Genomic DNA, 17,455 nt, shown 5'->3' with positions numbered 1-17,455 from the left:
CAGAAGTCCTGCGTTGTGTCGCGGACGCGGGTCCCGGCGCGTCAGCGCAGGTGCACGTGGACGCTCGCGGGGGCGATGCGGCACGTGGCGGTGAACGTCTCGACCGTGCCCGACATCGTGGCCGTCGCGCGTCCGGAGCCGAGGAGGGCGACGGAACTGCCGGCCGCATGCAGAGTGGGTTCGCGCACCGCGAATCGGCGCATCGCACCGCCCGCCCGGCCCGAGAACGACGCGTCGAGCTCGACGTCGAGAATGGGACCCGAGGTGGATGTCACTCGCCACGCGACGGTGGCCAGCCCGCCCCCGCGGCTGGTCAGGCTGATCGACGCCGACCCGCACTCCTCGCCCCCCACGGTCTCGACGCGCAACGGCTGATCCGGCGGGATCGTGTCCGCGCCGCACAGGGCGATGCCGTGCAACCGGGCGTAGCCGCGACCGTTGGTGGTGACGCTCGAGCAGTCGGCCAGGAGGGGCGATGACACGCTCTCGGACAACGGGATGTGCGGCACACCGGCTGCGGAGGTGGCCGTGGTCATGGCTGCGGGGGCGGTCGCGAGCAGAGCGGTGAGCAGCCCCAGGCCGCACACCGTCGCCACGATCCAGCGCATCCGCATGCCGTACCTCCCCGTGGACGCCTGCGAATCTACGCCCGCCGGTCGTCTCGCGCCATGGGTCGCGTGCTGACGCGCAGGCGGGGTGGGGAACCGGCGTCGGGTCAAGAGACCCGACGGTGTCAACGCTTCGTCGACACCGTCACGGTGAACTTGCGATCGCGCGCGACCTGGCGAGTGGGCCCGACGATGCGCTCGAGGGGCATCCGGTACTGCAGCGCGGAGTTCCACACCGTCCACAACTCTCCGCCCGCATGCAGCGCCCGGGCGGCGTCGGCGAACATGCGTGGAGCGAGACGGTCGGCGACCGCGCCCCCGGCGTGGAACGGCGGGTTGAGCGCGATGAACGACGCGCTGGCATCCGGTTGTGTCTCGAGCATGTCGTCGCGCACGACCCGCACGCGATCGGCCACGCCGTTGGCCTCGGCGGTGGCGCGCGCCGAAGCGACCGCGATCGCCGACTGGTCGCAGGCGAGCACTCGAAGGGACGGATGCCGCACCGCGAGGGCCGCGGCGACGACCCCCGTGCCGCAGGCGAGGTCGATGGCCTCGGGGCCCGACGGCGCGGGCAGGTGCTCCAGGAGCAGCCGCGTCCCGATATCGATGGACGCTCCCGCGAAGGCACCCCCGAGAGCGCGCACCCGGATGCCGTCGATCTCCGCCGCCTCGGGGACAGGGGCGACCCCGTCGTGAGGCCCGCGGGCGAGGAGCACACGGGATTTCTGCCGGGCGTGCGAGACGTCGACGCGGTCGAAGTGCGCACGCAGCACCTCGTTCATCGAGACGGTCATGTGCTTCAGCCGCCCGCCCGCGAACACCGACACGGACGGATCGGCGTGCAGCGCGATGAGTCCCGCGATGTCGGCCAGGGCGCGGAGGGAACGCGGGAGGCGCAGGAGAACCACGCGTGCGCCGGTGAGGAGCTCCGCGTCGAGCGGGTGAGAGGTGAACACCGTGTCGAGCCCGGCGTCGGCGGCGTTGGCGGCGAGGGCCCGCTCGCCGAGCAGTTCGTCCTGGTGCACCCGGATGCCGCGCGCGCCGGCATCCGCTGCGGTCAGGGTCAGCGCGCCGTGCGTGTCGCCGATGATGACGAGGGCGCCGTCGGCGAGGTCGACACGCGCGGCAGCCGACTCGTCGAGGAGCAGGCGGTCGGCGGCGTCGACGGCGACAAGGTCGGGACCCTCGAGGTCGGGACGGCGACGGAGGGCGTCGAGGGAGAAGGGCATCGTCACACGCTACCCGGGTCGGGTGGGGCTGTTCGTCGCGGGTGGAGCCGGCTCAGGCGCGGCGGTTCGCCGCGGCCGCCGCGGCGGCGAGATCGGCCAGCACGGGCGGCACGTCGTCTTGCGGCACCACCGCCTGGATGAGCGTCAACGTCGGCGACTCCCGCGCTTCGGCCAGTGCCCGTCGCAGATCGTGCGTCGTGTCGACCCGCACGCCGGTGCTCGTCCGGCCGGGGTCCATCGCCGCGAGCAGGGTCGTCCAATCCCACGTCGCGATGTCGTTGTACTTCTCGTGCAGCCCGTGGATGACCCGCTCGACGGTGTACCCGGCGTTGTCGACGACCACGATGATCGCGGGGACGCCCTGACGCACGAGCGTCCCGAGCTCGGCCGCGGTGAGTTGGGCGGCGCCGTCGCCGATGAGCAACACCGGCCGTCGCTCCGGGCGCGCGAGAGCAGCACCCATGATGGCGGGGAGGGTGAAGCCGATCGCGGCCCACAGCGGCTGGCCGCCGAAGACGACGCCGTGCGGGAGCCGCTCTCCGGCCATGCCGTAGAACGAGGTTCCCTGGTCGGCCAGCACCGTGTCTCCGTCGCGGAGGAACGCCGCCACCTCGTGCCAGAGAGTCGATTGGGAGAGCCGGCCGGTGGCATCCGGGGTCTGCGGGGTCGGCGGAGCCGGCGCCGGGTCGGGGAGGCGGAAACGGTCGACCCGCGCCGCGACCTCGGCGGCGACGGCGTCCAGCGCGTCGCGCATCGCCAGCGGGCGGAAGTCGTCGTCGCCCACGCGCGCGTGCTCGCCGCGGATCTCGACCGTGCGGGCCGTATCGATGCGCTGCGAGAAGAAGCCGCTGGTGAGGTCGGTGAACTGCAAGCCCGCCAGGACGAGCAGGTCGGCGTCCTCGATGCCGGCGCGCACCGCGGGGGCGCTCGCCGCTCCGAGATACGGGCCCAGGTAGGCGGATGCCGACTCGTCGACGACGCGACGACCCCACAGCAGGGAGGCGTGGGCGAGTCCGTGCGAGAGCAGGCGGTGCAGCGCGTCTTCGGCGCCGAGGCGTGCGACGAGGATGTCGGCGAGCACGGCGACGGTGTCGACCGCCTCCAGGCGGGCGGCGACGGCGTCGCGGAAGCACGCGAGGACGACGGGGTCGGTGACGACGTCGGCGTCGGGCAGGGGAGAGGTGGGTGGTTCGGTCGGTGCCTCGGCCACGTCGGCCGGGACGAGCAGGTAGCCGGGCAGGCGCCGGTGGCGCACCTCGGCGATGAGCCGGTCGATCTGCGAGGGAGCGTCGGCGACCGACAGCACCTCCTGCGACGCGGTGACCTCGGCCGTCATGCGCGCGAAGTGGGCGAAGTCACCGTCGCCGAGGGAGTGGTGGCTGGCCCGACCGGCGGCCTGCACAGCCGTGGTCGGCGCGCCGACGATGTGCACGACGGGCACGTGCTCGGCGTAGCTGCCGGCGACGGCGCTGATCGCTGAGAGCTCGCCGACGCCGAACGTCGTGCTCAGGGCACCGAGACCGTGCAGTCGACCGTAGCCGTCGGCCGCGTACCCGGCGCCGAGTTCGTTGGCGCAGCCGACCCAGTCGACGGTCGGGTGGCGCTCCACATGGTCGAGGAAGGCCAACGTGAAGTCGCCCGGAACACCGAAGAGATGCCGGACGCCCGCCTCGGCGAGACGGTCGAGCAGATAATCAGCGACCGTGTACGCCGTCATGGCCGCCGTGCCGCTTACCGGGTGCCGAAGTGGAAGGGGAGGGCCAGCGAGGCCGAGACGAGGATGACGCCGAGCGCGAAGAACAGTGCGGGAGCGGCCATCGAGAAGGACAGGCCGGTCAGCAGCATTCCGCCGACGAACAGGATGAGCGAGACGATGAACATGAGGATCCCTTCGGTCGCTCCAGGCTATCGTGCCGAGTCCGCGCGGCGGTCCGCGGGTGGGGCGGGTCGCGTGGCGGGCGCGGCGGGGCGGGTGGTGGGTGCGGCCGGTTGTGTGGTGGGTGCGGCGGGGCGGGTGGTGGGTGCGGCGGGTTGCATGGCGGGTGCGGCGGGTTGCGCGGCGGGCGCGTCCTGGGCGACGGCGGCGGCACTCGACGGCCCGGAGTGGCGCGACCGCACGCCCAGCGCCGTGTGGGCCCAGAGCGTGCTGCCGGCGACGGCGGCCGGCATGACGGCGACGGCCCCGAGGGGGATGAGGAAGCACAGCTGGGTCGCGACGCCGAAGCCGAGCGCGCGTGCGCGATTCGCCCGCAGGATCGCGCGCCGCGCCGCCCGGTCGAGCCCGCGGGCCGAGAGGGCGCGGGAGGTGAGCTCGTCGGCGAGGAGCCAGCCCGTCAGCGCGACACCCGTGAGGAAGCCGAGTGCACCGCCGACGAAGGGGATGAGCCCGATCACCCACGCCAGGGCCGCAGCCACGACGCCGCGGAGGATCAGACGGATGCTGTCGCCGACCGCGCGCCAGAAGCCGTAATCGGCGTCGGGCACGGTGCCGGTCGCGCTGCGCTCGGTGGCGCGCCAGATGCGGTCGTAGAACGGCTCGCCCACGGCGAGGGTCACGGCCGTGAACGACACGACCACCAGCAGCAGGGCCGCTCCGAACGAGGCCGCCCCGATGGCGGTGCGGACCACCCCCGCCCAGAACGGCGCCCAGGTGTCGGCGAACGGCGTCCAGTCCTCGACGAGGCCGGGCAGGGCGAGACCCCACACCACGAGGGCCGCGCCGAACACGAGTCCGACGAGCGTGCCGGGGATGAGGCCGAGAGCCATCGCGCCGGGGGTGCGGCGCCACTGCCCGAGGCCGCGAGCGAGCAGACCGGCTCCGGCGAGGAATTCGCGCATGCGGGAAGTCTTCCAGACCGGGCCGGGTGGGCAGGACCTCTCAGCGAGCGGGCAACTGCTGGAGTGTCCAGCGATTGCCGTCCGGGTCGGCGAAGGTGACGAAGCGCCCCCAGTCCTGCTCGTCGACGCCCTCGGCCGTCGCGCCGGCGTCCCGGAGCTGGGCGAGCGCGGCGTCGGCATCGGGGACCACGACTTGGATCGTGTCCTGCTGCCCCGGCGCGAGCGTCAGTCCCAGTCCCGTGCCGAAGGCGATCGAGCAGGCCGAACCGGGCGGTGTCATCTGCACGAAGCGCAGGCCGTCGTCGACCTGCTGATCGTGGTCGGCGTGGAATCCGATGCCTTCGTAGAACTCCTTGGCCCGGTCCACGTCGGATACCGGCACGAAGATGAGCTCGATCTTCCAGTCCATGGCTGACTTCCTCTCGTCGTGCGGCCAGTATGTCCGGGACCACCGACATCGGGAAGGGGGAGTGTCGGCGGGGCCTGCGAGGATGCCGTCATGCGCCTGCGCACCACCTCGACCCAGCGCACGTACCGGTACGTGCGTCTCGCGATCGTCGGCGCGACGGTGTTCCTCGCGATCTCCGTCGGTCTCGAACTCGGCGGCGGCGGTGACCTGGCCTCGGTGAGCGCGTCGTACTACACCTCCGCCGGACCGGTCTTCGTCGGCGCGCTCAGCGCCATCGCCCTCGCCCTGCTCGCGCTGTCGGGGCGGAGCCTCGAGCAGGGGCTGCTCGACATCGCCGCCGTCCTCCTCCTCGTGGTGACCTTCGTCCCCACCACCCTCGACTGCGTCGCCGTGGGCGCCTCGTGCGTTCCCCCCGAGGTGCGACCGACCGTGGTGAACAACGCCGTGTCGGTGGCATCCATCGTCGTCGTCGGAACGGTCGCCGCGGGGATTCTGGCGCGCACGCAGGGGACGGCGACCCGGGGTGTGGCCTGGACGATCGCGGTGATCGCCACGCTGGTCGTCGGCGGCGCGTTGTGGGCGGTGGCGGCGCCCGAGTCGTTCCTGGCGGCCGCTCACACGGTCGCGGCGGTCGCGTTCTTCTCCCTGATCGCCGTGGTGGCCGCGATCGCGGCGTGGCGACCGCATCGGAGCGGTGTTGGGGTGGCCTACGCCGTCGTCGCCGCGGCGATGGTGCTGACCCTCATCCTGCTCGCCGTCGGAATGCTGGTCGGCCTCGAGAACGCCGGATTTCCTGTCGTGCTCGTGGGGGAGTCCGTCGCCCTCGTCCTGTTCGCGGTGTTCTGGATCGTGCAGACCGTGGAGCTGTGGAACGACCCCGACCCGACCCTGAGGGCGAACCGGGAATAGGCGAAGCGCCACGCCGTTGAACTTGATACGGCGACGCTCAAGTCGCAAACTTGAGTCGATCGCGCTCACGTATCACAGGAGACGGAATTGCCCGAGAATGTCACCCCCGGCGCCGGCGACGGCGCGCAGTCGTTCGACGAGTTCCTCGCGCGCTACCTCGCGGGTGAGCAGGCGCGCGCCGAGCGCTCGATCGACCTCAGCCGGTTCCTCAGCGCCCGCACGCAAGACGCCCTCCAGGCCGCCGGCCGCTTCGCCATCGGTCGCGGCCAGCGCGAACTGGACGCGCTGCACGTGCTTCACGTGCTCGTTGGGCGTTCGCCCGCGAACGAGGCCGTGAGCCGTCTCGGCGCCGACCCAGCCGCCATCGCCCGCGCCGCCGAGAGTCGGCTCCCCGCGGCCGGCGCCCCGGCCGAGGTCGACGGCGCCGTCGTCGCAGGCTCCGTCCAGCGCGCGCTGTTCCATGCGTTCCAGGTCGCGCGCGCCGCGGGTTCGACGTACGTCGACCCCGACCACCTCTTCTTCGCGCTCGTGCTGGCGCAGGACGCGCCGGCCGGTCAGATCCTCGCGCAGGCGGGAGTGACCGCCGAGGCGCTGACCCAGGGTGTCCGCCAGACGGTCGTCGGCGGCGAGCCCGCCCAGACGCCTGACGAGTCGGCATCCGCCACTCCCCATCTCGACCGGTTCGGCACCGACCTGACCGCGCGCGCCGCGGCGGGCGAGCTCGACCCGGTGATCGGACGCAGCGACGAGATCGAGCAGACCATCGAGATCCTCAGCCGCCGCACCAAGAACAACCCCGTGCTCATCGGCGAAGCCGGCGTGGGAAAGACCGCGGTGGTCGAGGGACTCGCGCGCGCCATCGTCGCGGACGAGGTACCCGAACAGCTGCGCGGCACCCGCGTGGTGTCGATCGACCTCGCCGCCATGCTCGCCGGGGCCCGGTACCGCGGCGACTTCGAAGAACGTCTGACGCAGACGATGGACGAGATCTCGGCATCCGACAAGCTCGTCGTCTTCATCGACGAGGTGCACACGCTCGTGGGGGCCGGCGGCAGCGGCGACGGCTCGATGGACGCCGGCAACATCCTCAAGCCGCGCCTCGCCCGTGGCGACGTGCACCTGATCGGCGCGACCACCCTGCGCGAGTACCGGACGATCGAGAAGGACCCCGCGCTCGAGCGGCGCTTGCAGCCCGTGCGCGTGGGGGAGCCGTCGATCCCGGATGCCGTGCAGATCCTGCGGGGGCTCCGTCCCGCGTACGAGGAGCACCACGCCGTCACCTACACCGACGATGCCCTGCGTGCCGCGGTGGAGCTCAGCGACCGGTACCTCAGCGATCGGGTGCTGCCCGACAAGGCCATCGACCTGATCGATCAGGCGGGGGCGCGCCTGCGCCTGAAGCTGGGGGTGAGCGTGGACACCTCGGCAGTGGTGGAGCGCCTCGCCACCCTCGAGGCCGACAAGAACGCCGCGGTCTCGGCCGAGCACTACGAAGAGGCCTCGCGCCTGCGCGACGAGATCGCGGCGGTGCAGACGCGCCTCGACGAGGCGACCAGCCGGCCGAGCGCCGCCGCCGTCGTCGACGAGCCCGAGATCGCCGCGGTCATCAGTCGGGCGACCGGCATCCCGGTCGCGCGCCTCACCGCGACTGAGCGCGGGCGACTGTCGCACCTGGAGGAGGAGCTGCACGCTCGCGTGATCGGGCAGGACGACGCGGTCGCCGCCGTCGCCAAGGCCGTGCGCCGCAATCGCACGGGCATGGGTGACGAGAACCGCCCGGTCGGGTCATTCCTCTTCCTCGGCCCCACCGGCGTCGGCAAGACCGAGCTGGCCAAAGCCCTGGCCGGATCCCTTTTCGACGACGACGGCGCCGTGATCCGCTTCGACATGAGCGAGTTCGGCGAGCGCCACACGGTCTCGCGCCTGATCGGTGCCCCTCCGGGATACGTCGGCTACGACGAGGCCGGTCAGCTCACCGAGCGTGTGCGCCGCAACCCCTACGCGGTGGTGCTGTTCGACGAGATCGAGAAGGCCCACCCCGACGTGTTCACCCTGCTGCTGCAGGTGCTCGACGACGGGCGGCTCACCGACGGCCAGGGGCGCACGGTCGACTTCCGCAACGCCGTCATCGTGATGACCTCGAACCTGGGCGCCGAGGTGCTGGCATCCCGGTCCGGTGCCATCGGGTTCACCACGACGGGCCGCGAGTTCGCCGACGACGACCTGCGCGACCGCGTGATGGGCAAGCTGCGCGAGGCCATGCGGCCGGAGTTCCTCAACCGCATCGACGACATCGTGCTGTTCCGCAAGCTCGAGAGGGCGCAGCTGCGCGAGATCGTGGGGCTGCTGCTGGGAGCCACGTCGCGGCGGCTCGCCTCTCGCGAGGTGACCTTCGAGGTGACGGATGCCGCGATCGACCGCCTGGCCGAGGTCGGCTACGAGCCCGAGTACGGCGCCCGTCCGCTGCGACGGGTGATCCAGCGGGAGGTCGACGACCGCATCGCCGACCTGTTCGTCTCGGGGGAGCTGACGGACGGCGGCGCGGTGACGGTGGATGCCACCGGCGCGGGCTTCGTGGTGATGCCGGTCGTACCGGCGCTCGCCGCCTGAGTCGTTCCTCCCGCGCGGGGGTTCGCGCGCGGGTTGCGCCCCCGGTGCTTCGGCGCCGGGGGCGTCTCGGTGTTCGGGATCCCGGACGGCTCTGCGGGGGTATCCGGTCGCGGTGTCGGGGCTCCGGCATCCCCTGACGGGCGTTGCGCGGGATCCACCGGACACAATGCAGGAGTTTCGCGGCGGGATCCTCGATTCGGCGGGGCGTCGGGCCCGGTCGCGCGCAGAACTCCTGCGTTGTGTCGTCGTGGGTGCCGGAAGAGGGCGATGGCCACCGTTCTGCCGGAGTCCTGCATAGACGACACGCCTGCCGCGATGTGGGAGGTTCGGCATCCCTCGATGGGCGTTGCGCGGGATCCACCGGACACAGTGCAGGAGTTTCGCGGCGGGATCCTCGATTCGGCGGGGCGTCGGGCCCGGTCGCCCGCAGAACTCCTGCGTTGTGTCGTGATCGGCGCCGGGAGGGGGCGGTGGCCCCTGTTCTACCGGAGTCGTGCACGGACGGAACCCCTGCCGCGATGTCGGAGGTTCGGGGCAGAGTAGACCCATGAGTCGTATCGGCACGATCTTCAGCCCGTACCCCCACCCGCCCGAGCAACTCCGTGACGCCGCGCGCGCGGCCGAAGACGCCGGTGTCGAAGAGCTCTGGTTGTGGGAGGACTGCTTCCGATCGTCGGCGTGGGCGGCGGCTGCGGCGGCGCTCGCGGTCACCGACCATCTGCGCATCGGGGTCGGCATCGCGCCGCTCCCCCTTCGCAACGTCGCCGCCTCGGCGATGGAGGTGGCGACGATCGAGCGCATGTTCCCCGGTCGTCTGCTCCCCGGATTCGGCCACGGTGTGCAGGACTGGATGCGACAGGTCGGCGCCAAGGCCGCATCCCCGCTCACGCTCATGCGTGAGCACCTGCCGGCGCTCCGTGCCCTGCTCGCGGGCGAGACGGTCAGCACCGAGGGGCGGTACGTGAAGCTTCGCGGTGTCGCGCTCGATTGGCCGCCCGCCTCTCCGCTGCGCGTGTACGCCGCGGCCGAGGGCCCGAAGACGCTCGCCCTCGCCGGGGCGGAGGCCGACGGGGTCATCCTCGACAGCCGGCACACCGTGCCCGAGATCGCCGCCGCCGTCGAGACCGTGCAGGCGGGGCGCGCCGACGCGGGGCGTGAGGGCCGTGCCGACGTGGTGGCGTACGTGCTCACGGCATTCGGTCCCGACGCTCGCGAGCGCGCGACCGCGGTGATGCGCGACCGCCCCGATGCCGCCGATCGCGTGCTGGCCGGCTCCGTGTCCGAGGTCGCCGAAGGAGTCGCGCGGTTCCAGGCCGCCGGTGTCGACGACGTGGTGCTCCTCCCCACCGACGACGTCGATCTGGCGGCGTTCTCCGCTGCCGTCGGCCAGGTCGCGCTCGCCCTCCCCGCCGCCGGGGGCGTGTCGTGACGCGGGGCGCCGTCTCGCTCGGACTCGCAGGGTCGCTGGGGCCCGATGCCGTGGCCGAGATCGCCCCCGCGGTCGAGAGCGCAGGCTTCCACACGCTCTGGATCAACGACACCCCCGACGGCGATGCCCTCGTGGCGCTCGCCGCGGCCGCCCGCGTCACCGGCCGCCTGCATCTGGCGACAGGGGTGATCCCGGTCGATCGCCGCCCGGCCGAAACGATCGCCGCCGACGTGCGATCTCTCGGCCTCCCAGTCGACCGGTTGACCATCGGGATCGGCTCGGGTGTGGCGAAGGAGGGGTCGCTTTCCCGCGTCCGCGAGGCCATCGACGTGCTGCATGACGCCGGGGTACCGCGAGTGGTCGTCGGGGCACTGGGGCCCAAGATGCGCCGTGTGGGAGTAGAGCGGGCACAGGGTGTGGTGCTCAACTGGGTGCCGCCACTCGAGGCGCGCGCGCAATCCGAAGCGTTGCACGCAATCGCTCCCGCGGCCCACATCGCCGTCTACGTGCGCACGGCCATGGTCCCCGCCGCCCGCGCACGCCTCGACGCCGAAACCGCACGCTACGCGTCGTTCCCGCACTACGCCGCCAACTTCGAGCGGATGGGGGTGGATGCCGCCGACACCACCATCCGCGACGTTACGCGCCTGAGCGATGCGCTCCAGGCATACGCGGCGGCGGCCGACGAGGTCGTGCTGCGCGCGGTCGTGCCCGACGACACGGTCGAGGGGTACCTCGACTTCATACGTCGAGCGGCGCCGTCGACAGGCTGACCGGGTCACCACGCCCCTGCGGATGCGCCGTCTCGCGACACTGATGCTCAGCGTCCCGCGACCCGCGTATCTCCCGCGGATGGAAGACTGACCGGATGCCACGTCGTCGAGGTCTCACCATCCGCTCGGTCGCGCGCGGGGCGCTGGCACTGCTGCTGGTCGGGGCGGGCGTCAGTCATCTCACGTGGGGACGGCGGGGCTACCGCATCGTCGTGCCCGGCTGGGCCACGCGGATGCTGCGCACGGATAAGGACGCCATCGTTGTGGCATCCGGAGCCGTCGAGATGATCCTCGGGACGGCGCTGGTCGCGTTGCCGCGCGAGCGCCGTCGCATCGGCGCGGTCATCGCCGCGTTCTTCGTCGCGGTCTTCCCGGGCAATGTGCACCAGTGGCGCACCGGGCGCTCAGCGCCGGGACTGAACACCGACCGGGCGCGTCTCGTGCGCCTGTTCCTGCAGCCGCCGCTCGTTGCGTGGGCGTGGTGGGCGACGCGGGAGCGCTGACACTCGCGGAACGGCCTCGTCCAGGATGGGGCGGGTCTCTGGGCGCCGCTCACTCGGATGCCCCCGGTGGACGGCGCCGCAAACGGGCGCACCGGCGGCGTTGTGGGGGCGGTCGTTGATCCTCGGGGTGCGTCATGTGCTGCGGGGCGGCCATTGTTCGCCCCGCTGCACAAAGTGCGCCTCGAACGCGCGCATTGGCGGCGTTGTGAGGCGGTCGTGGTCCTTTTGGGCGCGTTATGTGCTGCCGGGGCGGCCCTTGTTCGGCCTACTGCACAAAGTGCGCCCCGAACGGGCGCATCGCGGGGTCGGGGAGGCGGTCGTTGGTTGGGGCGCGTGATGTGCTGCCGGGGCGGCCTTTGTTCGCCCCGCTGCACAAAGTGCGCCCCGAACGCGCGCATTGGCGGCGTTGTGAGGCGGTCGTGGTCTTTGGGGCGCGTGATGTGCTGCCGGGGCGGCCCTTGTTCGCCCCGCTGCACAAATCGCACCCCGAACGGGCGCATCGCGGCGTTGTGGGGGGCGGACGTGGGCTTTCGGGGCGCGTCGTGTGCTGCGGGGCGGCCATTGTTTGCCCCGCTGCACGTAGAGCGCCCCGAACGCACGGCGCCCCGTGAAGCCGCGATCCGCGACCACGCGACGCCGCGACCACGCGTGGGGCCCGAACGCACCTACGCCGCCTCGCCGAGCTCCAGGATGCCGTTCTCGAAGGCGGCTCGGGCAAGCACCTTGTACCCGTGCTCGGGGAAGAAGACGGTGAGCCGGTCGTCCTCGATGCCCATGACCGTGCCCGTGCCGAACTCCCCGTGCTCCACCGTTGAATCGATGCGGATGTCGCCGGGCGCGGCGTCCGCGGGAGCGGGAGCTTCGGCGGGGGCGACGTCTTCGACCGGTGCCACGGCGCCGGCGTCGCAGCGGTCGCACGCGCCGCAGTGCTCAGGCGTTTCGACGCCGAAGTACTCCAGCAGCGCCCGCCTGCGGCAGCGGGTGGTCTCGGCGTAGCCGCGCATGATCTCGATGCGCGACGCGCGGATGCGCTCCTCGGCCTCATCGCGCTCGCGCACGGCGCTGACGGCGTCGCCGGCCGACACCTTCTCGACCACGGTGATGCCCTCGGCACCCGACACGGCCAGACCGCACGCCACGAGCTGGTTCAGCACCCGACCGATGGCGCGGGTCGAACGACCGCTCTCGTCGGCGATGTCCTTCGCGCGCAAGGGCGTCGTCGCGCGGAGCAATGCGTCCCACACCCCGGCGATGTCGGCGCGCTTGGTGTGCCCGCCCGCGAAGAACGACCGCAACGAGAAGTCCTCGGCGCGGTAGTGCAGGATCGCCCGGGCGGGCTCGCCGTCGCGGGCCGCGCGGCCGATCTCCTGCGCGTACGAGTCCAATGACTCGGTGACGTCGGCGTGCACGACGCGGCGGACATCGCTCTTGTCGACACCCATCCCGAACGCCGACGTCGCGACCACGACGTCGAGCTCGCCCGCACTCCAGGCCGTGTGCACCTCATCGCGGCGCTTCTGCGCCATCGCACCGTGGTAGGCGGCCGCGCGCAGGCCTAGAGCGCCGAGTTCGTCGGCATAGGCCTCGGTCTCTTTGCGTGTGGCGACGTACAGCAGCGCCGCGCCTTCGGCATCCCGGACGTCGTCGAGGACGGCGCGACGCTTGTCGATGTCGTGCTCGTGGCGGCGCACCGCCATGTGGATCTCGGGGCGGTCCATGCCGCGCACCTCGAGGTGCGGCTCGCGCATGCCCAGTGTCGCCACGATGTCCTCACGGACGGGAGCGGATGCGGTGGCCGTGAGTGCCAGCACCGGCGGGTGCCCGAGCGCCTCGACGGCGTCGCCGATGCGCGCGTAGTCGGGACGGAAGTCGTGGCCCCACGCCGAGACGCAGTGCGCCTCGTCGACGACGACCAGGCGCACGTCGGCACGCGCGAGACGATCGAAGACCTGGGTGTTCGCCAACTGCTCGGGCGCGAGGAAGGCGTAGACGGCGTCGCCGCTCTCGATCGCCGCCCAGGCGGCTTTCTTGCCGGCCGCACTCGTGCGCGAATTCAGTGCGACGGCGGCGGGAGCATCGGGGGCGGCGTCGATCGAGTCGATCTGGTCGCGCTGCAGCGCCAACAGCGGCGAGATCACGATGGTCACACCCCCGAGCTCGCACCCGGCGATCTGGTACACCGCCGACTTGCCCGCGCCGGTGGGGAAGACGACCAGGGTGTCGCGCCCGCCGACGACCGCGTCGATCGCCTCGGCCTGCCCCGGCAGCAGGTCGTCCCACCCGAAGACCTCGCGGGCGGTGCGGGCGGACTGTTCGAGGGTGGCGGGAGCGTTCACGGGAGCCTCATTCCTGGGGGAGGTCACCAGCACATCTCAGACCTCCGACATCGTGTCGGGGGTTGCGGCCGTCAGCGACGTGTGGTCCACGCGCGGCGCGGATCGCCGCCGCCGAGACCGAACGAGATGTCCGAGCGCGCTCGTGATCGGTGACGATTCGATGCGGTTTCAGCAAGGCCGTGCGTTCTCGACGGTGCGCGTGTTCCCGACGACCCGGCGCGGTCCCGACGAGGCGCACGGTCTGGTCGACGGCATACGGGCTCGTGATCGTGGACCCGCCTTCCGGATCTCACGACATCCGCGCCGACGCAACCACGCCGCCGATGTCGGAGGGGGATGCCAGGATGCCGACATGCTCTTCAGCGAGATCGAGACGACCCTGGTGGCCGTGACGAACACGCGCTCCCGGCTTGCCAAGGTCGACGCGCTCGCGCCGGTGTTGCGGGCCCTCGCGCCCGACGAGATCGTCCCGGCGGTCGGCCTGCTCACGGCAGCGCCGCGTCAGGGGCGGCTCGGCGTCGGGTGGCGCACCCTGTGGCAGCGCGGAGGCTCCCACGCCGACGCGCCGTCACTGACGGTGGGCGATATCGACGCGTCGTTCTCGCGGCTGACCGAGGTCGGCGGCGCCGGCTCGGCAGCGATCCGCACCGAAGTCCTCGACGGCCTCGCCGAACGCGCGACCGTCGCCGAGTGGCAGCTGCTGATCCGCGTCATGACGGGTGAGCTGCGCACCGGTGCACTCGAGGGGGTGCTTCTGGATGCCATTGCCCGCGCCTCCGACCGCGACGGGGCCGCGGTGCGGCGGGCAGCGATGCTCTCCGGCGACCTGGGCGAGACGGCACGCGTGGCGCTCGTCGGCTCGGCTGACGACCTCGCCGCGGTTGGGCTCGTCGTGGGCCGCGGGGTTCAGCCGATGCTCGCCTCGACGGCGGCATCCGTCTCCGAGGCTCTGGGGATCAGCGGCCGGGCGTCGGTGGAATACAAGCTCGACGGCGCGCGCGTGCAGGTGCACCGGCACGGCGACGAGGTCCGCGTGTTCACTCGCACCTTGGCCGACGTCACCCATCGCGTGCCCGAGATCGTCGAGGTGGCTCTCCATCTGCCGGTGTCGGACGTGATCCTCGACGGCGAGACGCTGTCGCTCGACGAAGACGGCGGTCCACGCCCGTTCCAAGACACGATGGCGCGTTTCGGTGCCGAGACGGCGCGAGAGATCGCCCTGCGGCCCTGGTTCTTCGACATCCTTCACCTCGACGGTCGCGACCTCGTCGATGAGCCCCTCTCTTCACGGCTCGAAGAACTCGACCGCATCGCCGCGTCATGGCGCATCCCCGCCGTGACGACCGACGACGGGGAGGCGGCCGAGGCTTTCGCGCGCGAAGCGCTCGCGGCAGGTCACGAGGGAGTGATGGTGAAGGGTCTCGACGCCGCCTACACCGCGGGACGGCGCGGCAAGAGCTGGCTGAAGGTGAAGCCCGTGCACACCTTCGACCTCGTGGTGCTGGGCGTGGAACGAGGATCGGGGCGTCGCGCGGGCTGGTACTCCAACCTGCACCTGGGGGCACGTGACCCGGAGGGCCGCTTCGGTGAGCCCGGCGGGTTCGTGATGGTCGGCAAGACCTTCAAGGGACTCACCGATGATCTCCTGACTTGGCAGACGGCGCACTTCGCCGAGCGCGAGACGGGGGAGTTGCCGGGCGGCATCCGCGTCGTGCCCGACACGGTCGTCGAGATCGCGATTGACGGAGTTCAGCGCTCCGTGCGGTATCCGGGCGGCGTGGCGCTGCGCTTCGCGCGCGTGAAGGCATACCGTGCCGACAAGCCCGCGGTCGACGCAGACACCATCGATACGCTGCGTTCCCTGCTCCCCGGGGGCGGCGCAGCATCCGGTTCCGACGAGACGAGTGAGGGATGACGCCGAAGGCGACGCCCCTTCACGTGAGGCCGCGGTGCGACGCAGCGGTCGCTCGCGGCGGTCGCCTCACCGCACACCACCACCACGAGAGGACGATGCGATGAGTCTTGCCCCCTGGCTCGACGGCGAGCTCGGCTACCGCAGTTTCGGCACACCCGGAGCCCCTCGCGCCGTGTTCGTGCTGCGTACCGGCGACGTGGCCACCACCGATCCCGATGCCCGCGTCACCTCCGCCTTCGACGTCCGCATCGTCGCGGTGGGGCTCGACGCGCCCGAACTCGAGGATCCGCCGGTCTTCGGGGGGCAGACGCCGGCAGGTCTGACCGTCGAGGCGCTCCGGGCGCTGATGGAGCGTGAGGCGCCCGGCGCGACCGTCGGGCTGGTGGGGGAGCGGTCCGCGGGGCCGATCGCGATCTACCTCGCTGCGGCGATGGGCCCTGTCGTCGATCGGTTAGCCATCGTCGGTGTCGAGAGTCCCTCCGACCCCCTCAGCCGCGACCTGCGCACGCCCCTCCTCGACCATCTCGAAGCCGAGGTGCTCGTCATCGTGGGTGGCGAGGGACCGGCTGATGCCGACGACGCCGGATGGTACGTCGAACGGATGCGATCTGCCGACGCCGAGGTCGTTCCCGCCGACGAGATCGCCTCGGTCAACGGGCACGTGACCCTCACCTCTGTGTGGGAGCGCGTTCTCGCGCACGTGGCACCCGGCGCCGAGCGCCGCTGACCGCCCGCCCCGCGCCGGCAATCGATAGGCGCCGGACGCGCCGGTCCGAAGACGGGCCGGCCCGACGGCGCGCCCGTCCGAAGGCGCACCGGTCCGCGGATGCGCCGTCCCGAAGACGCACCGTCCCGAAGGCGCGGCGGCAGGCGGCACCGCCGACCTCGCGGATCAGCCGCGCACGACCGCTTTCACCTGCACGACGTTCGACTCCTCGTCCACCTCGACGTGTTCGGTCTGCGCCTTGAGGAAGTCCGAGAAGCTGCGGAACCCCAGCGCCTTCTCGCTGAATGACGGGTCGAGCCGCTTCATCAGATCCTTCACCGCGGACGCGTGCAGCCATTCCCCGTCGGCGCGCTCGCCCTCGAGCTGGATGGCCCGCTCGAGCAGGTCGACCGCCGGGTCCTTCGAGCGCTTGCGCGTGCGCGGTCGGGAAGGGGCGGCATCCTTCTTGGTCTCCGACAGCTTGGGGATGCCGGGGAGGGAATCGTACGCGTCGAAGCGGTCGCAGGCCGCGGCGAGCGACTTCGCCGTCGAGCCCGCCACACCGACGCCGACGACGTAACGCCCGAGGCGTTTGCACCGCTGCGCGAGCGGGACGTAGTCGCTGTCTCCGGCGACGATGACCACGTGGGTGAGGTCGGGCAGGCGGAACATGTCCTCGACGGCATCCACCGCCAAACGGATGTCGGCGCCGTTCTTGGCGTAGGCCGCGGCGGGGAAGAGTTGCACGAGATCGACCGCACGGGCGACGAGCTGGGAGCGGTACTCGGCGTTCACCGGCGCAGACCAGTCGGCGTATGCCCTGGTCAGCACGAGGGTGCCGAAGGATGCCGCGTAGTCGATGATGGCACCCACGTCGATCGTCGCCTTGGTCAGCCGCTCGGTGATCTCGGGGTCGACGGGATTCTCGGCGATCTTCTGCCGGTCGCGCGAGTAGGCGTTGCGCCCGTGCACGCGGTCGTACCACGACATGACGATGTTGTCGAAGTCGAGATAGACGGCGACGCGGGCGGTCTGGGTGTCGGGCATGCCTCCAGTCTGACCCGTCGGCCGGGCGTCGAGGTAGTCCGAACCCGTCCCTCGCGCGTCGAGGTAGTGCGGACCCGTCCCTCGCGCGTCGAGGTCGTGCGGACCCGTCCCTCGCGCGTCGAGGTCGTGCGGACCCGTCCCTC

The 17,455-nt window shown here is 71.9% G+C and carries 15 protein-coding genes; 7 read left to right on the top strand and 8 right to left on the bottom strand.

Going from position 1 to position 17,455, the window contains the following annotated elements:
* Window positions 1-41 precede the first annotated feature (41 nt).
* The 6 genes from MT347_RS05245 to MT347_RS05220 form a co-directional block, all read right to left on the bottom strand.
* Window positions 42-614: a hypothetical protein gene (locus tag MT347_RS05245; protein WP_243498751.1), complete on the bottom strand. Its 573-nt coding sequence runs from the start codon at window positions 612-614 to the stop codon at window positions 42-44.
* A gap of 119 nt (window positions 615-733) precedes the next feature.
* The gene (locus MT347_RS05240) at window positions 734-1,837 is read right to left on the bottom strand and encodes a class I SAM-dependent methyltransferase (protein ID WP_243498749.1); all 1,104 of its coding nucleotides are present in this window, start codon (window positions 1,835-1,837) and stop codon (window positions 734-736) included.
* A gap of 52 nt (window positions 1,838-1,889) precedes the next feature.
* A complete protein-coding gene (locus MT347_RS05235; protein ID WP_243498747.1) occupies window positions 1,890-3,554 on the bottom strand; it encodes an alpha-keto acid decarboxylase family protein in 1,665 nt (554 codons plus the stop codon).
* A gap of 14 nt (window positions 3,555-3,568) precedes the next feature.
* Window positions 3,569-3,718 carry a hypothetical protein gene (locus MT347_RS05230; RefSeq protein ID WP_243498745.1) on the bottom strand — a complete coding sequence of 50 codons (150 nt, stop codon included), beginning with the start codon at window positions 3,716-3,718 and terminating at the stop codon, window positions 3,569-3,571.
* A gap of 24 nt (window positions 3,719-3,742) precedes the next feature.
* Window positions 3,743-4,675, bottom strand: coding sequence for an EI24 domain-containing protein (locus tag MT347_RS05225; protein ID WP_243498743.1), 933 nt, complete (start codon window positions 4,673-4,675; stop codon window positions 3,743-3,745).
* 40 nt (window positions 4,676-4,715) lie between these two features.
* Window positions 4,716-5,084 carry a VOC family protein gene (locus MT347_RS05220; RefSeq protein ID WP_243498741.1) on the bottom strand — a complete coding sequence of 123 codons (369 nt, stop codon included), beginning with the start codon at window positions 5,082-5,084 and terminating at the stop codon, window positions 4,716-4,718.
* 90 nt (window positions 5,085-5,174) lie between these two features.
* On the opposite strand from MT347_RS05220, the gene MT347_RS05215 reads away from it, so the two are divergent.
* From MT347_RS05215 to MT347_RS05195, 5 genes are all read left to right on the top strand, one after another.
* On the top strand, window positions 5,175-5,993 hold the full coding sequence (locus tag MT347_RS05215; protein ID WP_243498739.1) for a hypothetical protein: 819 nt from the start codon (window positions 5,175-5,177) through the stop codon (window positions 5,991-5,993).
* Between the two features lie 87 nt (window positions 5,994-6,080).
* Entirely contained in the window at window positions 6,081-8,603 is a 2,523-nt protein-coding gene (locus tag MT347_RS05210) for an ATP-dependent Clp protease ATP-binding subunit (protein WP_243498737.1), read from the top strand.
* Window positions 8,604-9,150: 547 nt separating this feature from the next.
* Complete coding sequence (locus tag MT347_RS05205; RefSeq protein ID WP_243498735.1) at window positions 9,151-10,032, top strand: LLM class flavin-dependent oxidoreductase; 882 nt, start codon at window positions 9,151-9,153, stop codon at window positions 10,030-10,032.
* Window positions 10,029-10,805, top strand: a complete 777-nt coding sequence (locus MT347_RS05200) for an LLM class flavin-dependent oxidoreductase (RefSeq protein WP_243498733.1) — start codon at window positions 10,029-10,031, stop codon at window positions 10,803-10,805. Before MT347_RS05205 ends, MT347_RS05200 begins: the two co-directional genes overlap by 4 nt.
* A 95-nt stretch (window positions 10,806-10,900) precedes the next feature.
* The gene (locus tag MT347_RS05195; RefSeq protein ID WP_243498731.1) at window positions 10,901-11,308 is read left to right on the top strand and encodes a hypothetical protein; all 408 of its coding nucleotides are present in this window, start codon (window positions 10,901-10,903) and stop codon (window positions 11,306-11,308) included.
* A gap of 665 nt (window positions 11,309-11,973) precedes the next feature.
* Here MT347_RS05195 and MT347_RS05190 read toward each other — a convergent pair.
* A complete protein-coding gene (locus MT347_RS05190) occupies window positions 11,974-13,671 on the bottom strand; it encodes an ATP-dependent DNA helicase RecQ (protein ID WP_243498729.1) in 1,698 nt (565 codons plus the stop codon).
* 325 nt (window positions 13,672-13,996) lie between these two features.
* Here MT347_RS05190 and MT347_RS05185 point away from each other — a divergent pair, with 325 nt between their 5' ends.
* Window positions 13,997-15,559, top strand: coding sequence for an ATP-dependent DNA ligase (locus MT347_RS05185; protein ID WP_243498727.1), 1,563 nt, complete (start codon window positions 13,997-13,999; stop codon window positions 15,557-15,559).
* A gap of 100 nt (window positions 15,560-15,659) precedes the next feature.
* Complete coding sequence (locus MT347_RS05180) at window positions 15,660-16,286, top strand: hypothetical protein (protein WP_243498725.1); 627 nt, start codon at window positions 15,660-15,662, stop codon at window positions 16,284-16,286.
* A 165-nt stretch (window positions 16,287-16,451) separates the two neighbouring features.
* Here the strand turns inward: MT347_RS05180 and MT347_RS05175 are convergent, their stop codons facing one another.
* The gene (locus MT347_RS05175) at window positions 16,452-17,312 is read right to left on the bottom strand and encodes an NYN domain-containing protein (protein ID WP_243499065.1); all 861 of its coding nucleotides are present in this window, start codon (window positions 17,310-17,312) and stop codon (window positions 16,452-16,454) included.
* Between the last annotated feature and the right edge of the window lie 143 nt (window positions 17,313-17,455).

The sequence above is a fragment of the Microbacterium sp. VKM Ac-2923 genome, assembly GCF_022815605.1.
In the GTDB taxonomy this organism is placed as follows: domain Bacteria; phylum Actinomycetota; class Actinomycetes; order Actinomycetales; family Microbacteriaceae; genus Microbacterium.
Note: the sequence above shows the minus strand (reverse complement) of the source record. Positions and strands in the feature narration are given on the sequence as shown.

Coding starts and splice junctions, on each gene's coding strand:
- MT347_RS05185 (WP_243498727.1), top strand. CDS start 13,997: ATGCTCTTCAGCGAGATCGAGACGACCCTGGTGGCCGTGACGAACACG.
- MT347_RS05195 (WP_243498731.1), top strand. CDS start 10,901: ATGCCACGTCGTCGAGGTCTCACCATCCGCTCGGTCGCGCGCGGGGCG.
- MT347_RS05225 (WP_243498743.1), bottom strand. CDS start 4,675: ATGCGCGAATTCCTCGCCGGAGCCGGTCTGCTCGCTCGCGGCCTCGGG.
- MT347_RS05240 (WP_243498749.1), bottom strand. CDS start 1,837: ATGCCCTTCTCCCTCGACGCCCTCCGTCGCCGTCCCGACCTCGAGGGT.
- MT347_RS05220 (WP_243498741.1), bottom strand. CDS start 5,084: ATGGACTGGAAGATCGAGCTCATCTTCGTGCCGGTATCCGACGTGGAC.
- MT347_RS05215 (WP_243498739.1), top strand. CDS start 5,175: ATGCGCCTGCGCACCACCTCGACCCAGCGCACGTACCGGTACGTGCGT.
- MT347_RS05180 (WP_243498725.1), top strand. CDS start 15,660: ATGAGTCTTGCCCCCTGGCTCGACGGCGAGCTCGGCTACCGCAGTTTC.
- MT347_RS05245 (WP_243498751.1), bottom strand. CDS start 614: ATGCGGATGCGCTGGATCGTGGCGACGGTGTGCGGCCTGGGGCTGCTC.
- MT347_RS05205 (WP_243498735.1), top strand. CDS start 9,151: ATGAGTCGTATCGGCACGATCTTCAGCCCGTACCCCCACCCGCCCGAG.
- MT347_RS05175 (WP_243499065.1), bottom strand. CDS start 17,312: ATGCCCGACACCCAGACCGCCCGCGTCGCCGTCTATCTCGACTTCGAC.
- MT347_RS05235 (WP_243498747.1), bottom strand. CDS start 3,554: ATGACGGCGTACACGGTCGCTGATTATCTGCTCGACCGTCTCGCCGAG.
- MT347_RS05230 (WP_243498745.1), bottom strand. CDS start 3,718: ATGTTCATCGTCTCGCTCATCCTGTTCGTCGGCGGAATGCTGCTGACC.